Source organism: Kitasatospora sp. NPDC093558, assembly GCF_040683475.1.
GTDB lineage: Bacteria > Actinomycetota > Actinomycetes > Streptomycetales > Streptomycetaceae > Kitasatospora.
In genome coordinates this window covers 1-1,121 of sequence record NZ_JBFBDY010001343.1, presented here as the reverse complement: position 1 = coordinate 1,121, position 1,121 = coordinate 1, and the positions used below count along the sequence as shown (strand labels likewise).

At 68.3% G+C, this 1,121-nt stretch carries 1 protein-coding gene; it reads left to right on the top strand.

All coding sequences use genetic code 11. From position 1 onward, the window contains the following. Positions 1-1,101, top strand: a 1,101-nt coding sequence (locus AB0O00_RS40835; protein ID WP_363659713.1) for an ABC transporter substrate-binding protein, incomplete at its 5' end; no start/stop codon positions are given. Positions 1,102-1,121: the final 20 nt, after the last annotated feature.

Sequence of the window (1,121 nt, the reverse complement as noted above, 5' to 3'; positions counted from 1 at the left end):
GCCCACGGCCCGAACCCGCCGAAACTCCCGGTGCTGCAGTCTCTCGGCGCCGGCGAGGGCCAGGTCAACCTGATCGCCTGGGCCGGCTACGCCGAGGACGGCACGGACGACAAGAACGTCGACTGGGTCCACCCCTTCGAGCAGCAGACCGGCTGCAAGGTCAGCACGAAGATCGCCGGCACCTCCGACGAGATGGTCTCGCTGATGAAGACCGGCCAGTACGACGCCGTCTCGGCCTCCGGCGACGCGACGCTGCGCCTGATCGCCTCCGGCGACGTCGCCCCCGTCAACACGAGCCTCGTCCCGAACTACGCGGACGTCTTCGAGGGCCTGAAGAACCAGCCCTGGAACTCCGTCGACGGCCAGATGTACGGCATCCCGCACGGCCGCGGCGCCAACCTGCTGATGTACCGCACCGACAAGGTCTCACCGGCGCCCGACTCGTGGAGCGTCGTCTTCGACGGCGCCTCGCCCTACGCGGGCCACGTCACCGCCTACGACTCCGCGATCTACATCGCCGACGCGGCGCTGTACCTGATGACGACCAAGCCCGACCTCGGCATCAAGAACCCCTACGCCCTCGACCAGGCCCAGCTCAAGGCGGCCGTCGACCTGCTGAAGACCCAGCACAAGGCCGTCGGCGAGTACTGGAGCGACTACCAGAAGGCGGAGAACTCCTTCAAGACCGGCGACACCGTGGTCGGCACCACCTGGCAGGTGATCGCCAACCTGGCGCAGGCCGACAAGGCACCCGTCCAGGCCGTGCTGCCGAAGGAGGGCGCGACCGGCTGGTCGGACACCTGGATGGTGTCGGCGAAGGCCGCGCACCCCAACTGCGCCTACCAGTGGATGAACTGGATCGTCTCGCCCAAGGCCAACGCCCAGGTCGCCGAGTGGTTCGGCGAGGCCCCGGCCAACGCCAAGGCCTGCGACCAGACCGCGGACAAGAACTTCTGCACGACCTTCCACGCCACGGACGAGCCGTACTGGAAGAACGTCCACTACTGGACCACCCCGGTCAAGAACTGCCTGGACGGCCGCGGGACCACCTGCACCGACTACGCCGCCTGGACCGCCGCCTGGACCGAGATCAAGGGCTGACCGGTGACGACCGACGTGGC